The sequence below is a fragment of the Frankia sp. CcCS3 genome (assembly GCF_977927575.1).
Genome location: NZ_CDWRCL010000255.1, coordinates 1 through 5,377, shown reverse-complemented (window position 1 = coordinate 5,377; position 5,377 = coordinate 1). Strand labels below are relative to the sequence as shown.

Annotated in this window: 6 protein-coding genes; 3 read left to right on the top strand and 3 right to left on the bottom strand. The window is 72.4% G+C overall.

The genetic code is table 11. From position 1 onward, the window contains the following. Nucleotides 1–124: 124 nt before the first annotated feature. On the top strand, nucleotides 125–1,003 hold the full coding sequence (gene panB / locus AC08OQ_RS17355; RefSeq protein ID WP_462188278.1) for a 3-methyl-2-oxobutanoate hydroxymethyltransferase: 879 nt from the start codon (nucleotides 125–127) through the stop codon (nucleotides 1,001–1,003). Nucleotides 1,004–1,039: 36 nt separating this feature from the next. Here panB and AC08OQ_RS17350 read toward each other — a convergent pair whose 3' ends face one another. After that, nucleotides 1,040–1,897, bottom strand: a complete 858-nt coding sequence (locus tag AC08OQ_RS17350; RefSeq protein ID WP_476602001.1) for a helical backbone metal receptor — start codon at nucleotides 1,895–1,897, stop codon at nucleotides 1,040–1,042. After that, on the bottom strand, nucleotides 1,890–2,573 hold the full coding sequence (gene npdG, locus AC08OQ_RS17345) for an NADPH-dependent F420 reductase (protein WP_476602002.1): 684 nt from the start codon (nucleotides 2,571–2,573) through the stop codon (nucleotides 1,890–1,892). The genes AC08OQ_RS17350 and npdG overlap by 8 nt, the downstream gene beginning before the upstream one ends. Nucleotides 2,574–3,014: 441 nt before the next feature. On the opposite strand from npdG, the gene AC08OQ_RS17340 reads away from it, so the two are divergent. After that, the gene (locus AC08OQ_RS17340) at nucleotides 3,015–3,233 is read left to right on the top strand and encodes a hypothetical protein (protein WP_023841797.1); all 219 of its coding nucleotides are present in this window, start codon (nucleotides 3,015–3,017) and stop codon (nucleotides 3,231–3,233) included. A 115-nt stretch (nucleotides 3,234–3,348) separates the two neighbouring features. Here the strand turns inward: AC08OQ_RS17340 and AC08OQ_RS17335 are convergent, their stop codons facing one another. Further along, a complete protein-coding gene (locus AC08OQ_RS17335; protein ID WP_476602003.1) occupies nucleotides 3,349–4,347 on the bottom strand; it encodes a tyrosine recombinase in 999 nt (332 codons plus the stop codon). A gap of 370 nt (nucleotides 4,348–4,717) precedes the next feature. On the opposite strand from AC08OQ_RS17335, the gene AC08OQ_RS17330 reads away from it, so the two are divergent. Beyond that, nucleotides 4,718–5,266, top strand: a complete 549-nt coding sequence (locus tag AC08OQ_RS17330) for a hypothetical protein (RefSeq protein WP_476602004.1) — start codon at nucleotides 4,718–4,720, stop codon at nucleotides 5,264–5,266. The last annotated feature ends 111 nt before the right edge of the window (nucleotides 5,267–5,377 follow it).

Here is a 5,377-nt window from a genome sequence, read left to right as displayed (position 1 = left end):
CCCAAACAGGCCCTAGGGGCCGGGGGATCTGCTCCGCCGCGGGCTCTCCGCGTGGCGGCCGTTGGTGGCAGCATGAGAGGGACGCCGGGACGCCCAGCGCCCGGACGGACGTACAGGAGCGCTCATGGATGCTTCAGGCACACCCACCCACCCGGCGGGCCCGGCGGCGACGCCCTACGGCGCGCCGACCACGCCGCCGCGGCCACGCCGGTCCCGTTTCACAGTGCGTGACGTCGCCGCGGCGAAGAACCGGGGCGAGAAGTGGTCGATGCTGACCGCGTACGACGCCACCACCGCCGCCGTCTTCGACGAGGCGGAGATCCCCGTCCTGCTGGTCGGGGACTCAGCCGCCAACGTCGTCTACGGCTACGACACGACCGTGCCGATCACCGTCGACGAGCTGCTGCCGCTGGTCCGGGCGGTGGTCCGCGGAGCACCGCACGCGATGGTCGTCGCCGATCTGCCCTTCGGGTCGTACCAGGGGGGGCCGGCCGAGGCGCTGGCGAACGCTACCCGCTTCCTCAAGGAGGGCGGGGCGCACGCGGTGAAGCTCGAGGGCGGTTCCCGGGTGGTCCGGGCGGTGGACGCCCTGGTCGGCGCCGGCATCCCCGTTATCGGGCATCTGGGGCTGACCCCGCAGAGCATCCACACTATCGGGGGCTACCGGGTCCAAGGCCGCGACGAGGCCGGCGAGGTCCTGCTGGCCGACGCGCTGGCGCTCGAGGCGGCCGGCGCGTTCGCGGTCGTGCTCGAGGTGGTTCCCGCCGATCTGGCCACCCGGGTGACGAAGGAGTTGCGCATCCCCACCGTGGGCATCGGAGCCGGCTCGGGATGCGATGCCCAGGTGCTGGTCTGGCAGGACATGGCCGGGCTGAGCGACGGCCGCGCGCCGCGGTTCGTCAAGCGGTACGCGGATCTGCGCACGATTCTCGCGGACGCCGCCCGGGCCTACCGCGCGGACGTCCGGGACGGCAGGTACCCGACAATCGAGCACAGCTACTGATCAGCCATCCGGCCGGTGGTGCCGGCGGCGGCGCTGTCACTCCGGCCCATCGCCGGTCCGGGCCAGCGCCGCCGCGAGCACGGACCCCGCCTCGACCAGGGACGGGCCGTACCAGGTCAGCAGGCGGCCGGACACGCAGACCGCGGGCGCGCTGAAGGTCTCGGGTCCGTCCGACGGGCTGAAGGGGTACGGCTCATCGGGCAGGACCACCAGGTCATGGGGCGGGACGGCCGCGGGATCGATCCGAGGGTAGCGGTCCGGCGAGTCCGCCAGCACGTTGTCGACCCCCAGCCGGCGCAGCACGTCGCCGGTGAAGGTGTCCCGGCCGACCGCCATCCACGGCCGGCGCCAGATCGGCACCAACGCCCGCCGCCGCGGCCCGGCGGCCGGCACGGCCCAGGCCTGCCGGGCGGCGTCGAGCCAGCCGGGACGAGCCAGCCCGCAGGCCAGGCGCAGCATCCGGTCCAGGCTCACCAGAGCCTGATCGACCGTGGTAGGGGCGGTGACCCACACGGCGAGCCCGGCCCGGCGCAGCGCGGCGAGGTCGGGTTCCCGGTTCTCCTCGGCGTTCGCGCAGACCAGGTCCGGAGCCAGGGAGACGATGGTGTCGAGGTCGGGGTTCTTTGTCCCCCGGACCCGGGCGACGGCCAGCCCCGCGGGATGGCTGCACCAGTCGGTGGCACCCACCAGCAGACCGGGCGCGGTAACGGCGATCGACTCGGTGAGGCTGGGAACGAGCGAGACGATCCGTTCCACCCGCGCCGGAATCGCCACCGGGTGGCCCAGATCGTCCCGGAGGGCCGTCCCCGCCTCTCGTTCCCGCCCGTTCGCCACCGTGGCCACGTCCGAACGGGCCACGTCCGGAGAGGCCACGTCCGGACGCCGCTCAGACATCGGTGACCCGCAGGCCGGCGTGTGACTTGTACCGACGATTGACCGAGATCAAGTTTGCGGTCAACGCCTCGACCTGACCGGCGTTGCGCAACGTGCCGGCGTAGATGCCCCGCATGCCGGGAATGCGCTCGGCGAGCGCGGCCACCAGATCGGTGGCGGCCCGATCGTCGCCGAGGACCAGGACATCAGTGTCGATCTTCGCGACCGCGTCATCGGCCAGCAGCACCGCAGAGACGTGGTGGAAGGCCGCCACGATGGTGCTGTCCGGCAGGACGGCGGCCGCCTGCTGCGCGGCGCTGCCCTCGGGCACCGCGAGCGCGAAGGCACCCCCCTTGTCGAAGCCGAGGGGGTTGACGCAATCGATCACGATCTTCCCGGCCAACGGCTCCCGCAAGGCGGCCAGGGTCTGGCGATGGCCATCCCAGGGAACCGCGATGATGACGATATCCGCGCGCTCGGCGACCGTGGCGTTGTCCGCGCCTTCGATACGCAGGCCGGGACGCGCGAGCGCGGCCGCGGCCTGCTGGCCGCGTTCGGTCGAGCGGGACCCGATCAGCACGAGATGGCCGGCGGCGGCGAACCGCAGACCGAGGCCCCCGCCCTGCGGACCCGAGCCGCCGAGGATACCGATGATCAGCGCGGGGACATCCGGCCGGACGCGGTCAGTCGAAGCCACCCTGCCATCCTGCCCGATCCGGGCTTTGGCCGCCCGGCTGCGTGACACCCGTGAAAGCGTTCCCAGAACGGTGGGAACCAACCCGTTCACCCTCCGACATGACGATGCATGACAAGTCCACCCCCTTGCGGACAGCTCCTGGCAATGAGGGACTATGCAGAGACAACGGGACAGCTACGTGCCCGATTTTTCCGAGCTCGCCCCCCCGTGGGGAGATCCGGATCGACCGGGTCCATACACGTCGCCACCGGCAGAGGAGCAACCCACGTGACTGACAGCTACAGCTCTTGGACCGCGACACTTGGTGAGAGAGTAGACACGAAAAGCGAACCTGCCGGTACTTCCAGGAACCCCGCGCGCGCATTGGTCTCAGATGGGCCGTACCGTTCCGTTTCACACACATCGAGCAGATCTTCGGAGTCAGGCGAGAGAGGTCGAGCAATGGCGGACGTGTCGGTTCGCTTCGCGATGACGAACGACAGCGAAGTGGTGCTGAACCTGTCGCTGCCGCAGGCACTGCGCCTGATGGAAGCGATCGCCCGCAAGGTGGGCGAAACCCTGGCCGAGCGCAGCACGCAGACGGTCGGCGGTGTCGGCGGCGTTCCCGCCTCGGCTCCCTCCAACGGGATGCCCAGCCTGGGGCCGTACACCCCATCCTGAGCGTGTCCACGTGCCGCGCCGGTCCACGCGTCCCCAAGCGGTGGCGTCGCGCCGCTTGGCGCGTTCTCCCGCGGACAGTCCCGGGTGGACATTCGCCCGGGACGCCGACCGTCGCTCAGAACCGGGGCGGTGCCCCGGCGAAACTCACGGATCCGTCATGCACGGATCCGTCCTCGGGTCCCCAGGTCCGGGAGTGGTGACCGATCGAGCCCAGGGTCGAGCCCAAGGCGCGTGGGTGTGAGGCCGCGTACACTTCGCGAAGCCGGTCCACCGTCACCAGGGTGTAGATCTGAGTGGTGCTGACCGAGGCGTGTCCCAGCAGCTCCTGCACCACCCGGACGTCGGCGCCGCCGTCGAGCAGGTGGGTGGCGACGGAATGGCGCAGCACGTGGGGTGAGACCCCCTCCACACCCGCCGCGAGCGCCGCCGTACGCAGCACCGACCACGCGCTCTGCCGGGACAGGCGGTTACCGCGGCGGGACAGGAAGACCGCGGGCCCCGAGCGGGGGGCGGCCAGCATCGGCCGCCCCACCCGCAGGTAGTCGGCCACCGCGGCGATGGCGCACCGACCGAGCGGGACGATCCGGTCACGTCCGCCCTTGCCGTGCAGGCGGACGGAGGCGGCCTCCAGATCGAGATCGTCGACGTCGAGACCGACGGCCTCCGAGATCCGGGCCCCGGTGCCGTAGAGAAGCTCCAGCAACGCGGTCGCGCGCAGACGGCGGACGGCCTCGGCCGGTTCCACCGGCGGCGGTCCCCCGGGCGGCGGCGGGGATCCCGACGGGGGCGCACCCGCGGCCGCGGCGAGGACGGCCACCACCTGGTCGATGCTCAGGGCCTTCGGTAGCCGCCGGGGAGGCGTCGGCGGTCGAACCGGCCGGGACACGTCCTCGGGGACGTCACCCTCGTCGGCCGCGAAGCGGTGCAGCGACCGGACGGCGACCAGCATCCTCGCGACCGACGCCGCGGCAAGCGGCGGGTGCGTGTCGTCACCGGTGCGCAGCACGGCGGCGAATCCGGCAACCTCCGCCTCACCGACCGCGCCCAACAAGGACAGACCGCATGCGGAGAGATGATCACAATAGCGGCGCAGGTCGCGACGGTAGGCGAGCACCGAGTTGTGCGCGAGTCCGCGTTCGCCCTCCAGATGGTGGAGATAGCGATCGATGACGCCGGCGGGCGTGCCACGCAGCTGGGACCCGGCTCGATGATCCGCAGGCCGGGACAGGTCGTCCGGCCCGGGCCGAGGCGCCGACGGACGATGATCCGAGGACCCGCCGACGCCGGATGCCGAGGCCGCGGGGGCACAGCCGGAATACCCGGTCGCCGTCGGTGACTCCCATCATCGAACTGATAGTAGGACCTGCCCCCCGTTCTCCGTTGGCGCCTATCCACATACCGCGTTTCCGCGGCTATCCTGGCGACTTGTGCAGGCGGACAACGGGTCGTCACGGTACGCCGCACGGCTGGGGGTCGCTATCGCCATGCTCGTCATCCTCACGGGCGCGGGCTGCGGCGGCGACCAGCACGAGCCATCCGGGGCCGCGGTCCCGACCCGCCCCGGTTCCCAGAACCCGGGCACGGCCGTCTCCGGCGGCCCTTCCTTCCCCGGTTCGGTCCCCGGTTCGGTCGACGACACGCCCGCGGCCGCTACTCGCACGGTCGAGGGCTACTTTCACGAGATCAACGAGGCCGCGCGGGCCGGTCGGGTCGCGGTTATCGCGCCGAGGGCGCTCGGTGGCTGCCAGCCCTGCGCCCTCGACGTCGGGGTGACCCGCTCACTCCAGCAGCGGGGGCTGCGCGCGGACGGGCCGGCCTATCAGCTGAGCGACGTGCTCGCCCGGCCGCGGGTCGGGCTCGTCACCGAGGTGGACTTCACCGTGCGAACCCGGGCGGTGGGGCTGCTGGACCCAGCGGGCCGGCGGGTCTCCGACGCCCCGGGCGTGCCGACCCGGGTCGGCACGGCCGAACTGTCGCTCACCGACCACGGCTGGCGTATCCAGACCCTGCGCTACGCCCCGGCCCGGGCATGACCACCGGCCCGGGGACCACCGCCGCCCGCACGACCACCGCCGGCCGGCGCCGCGCGTTCCCGCGCCCGGCGCTGATCGCGGTCGGCGCGCTGCTGCTGGTGAGCCTGACCA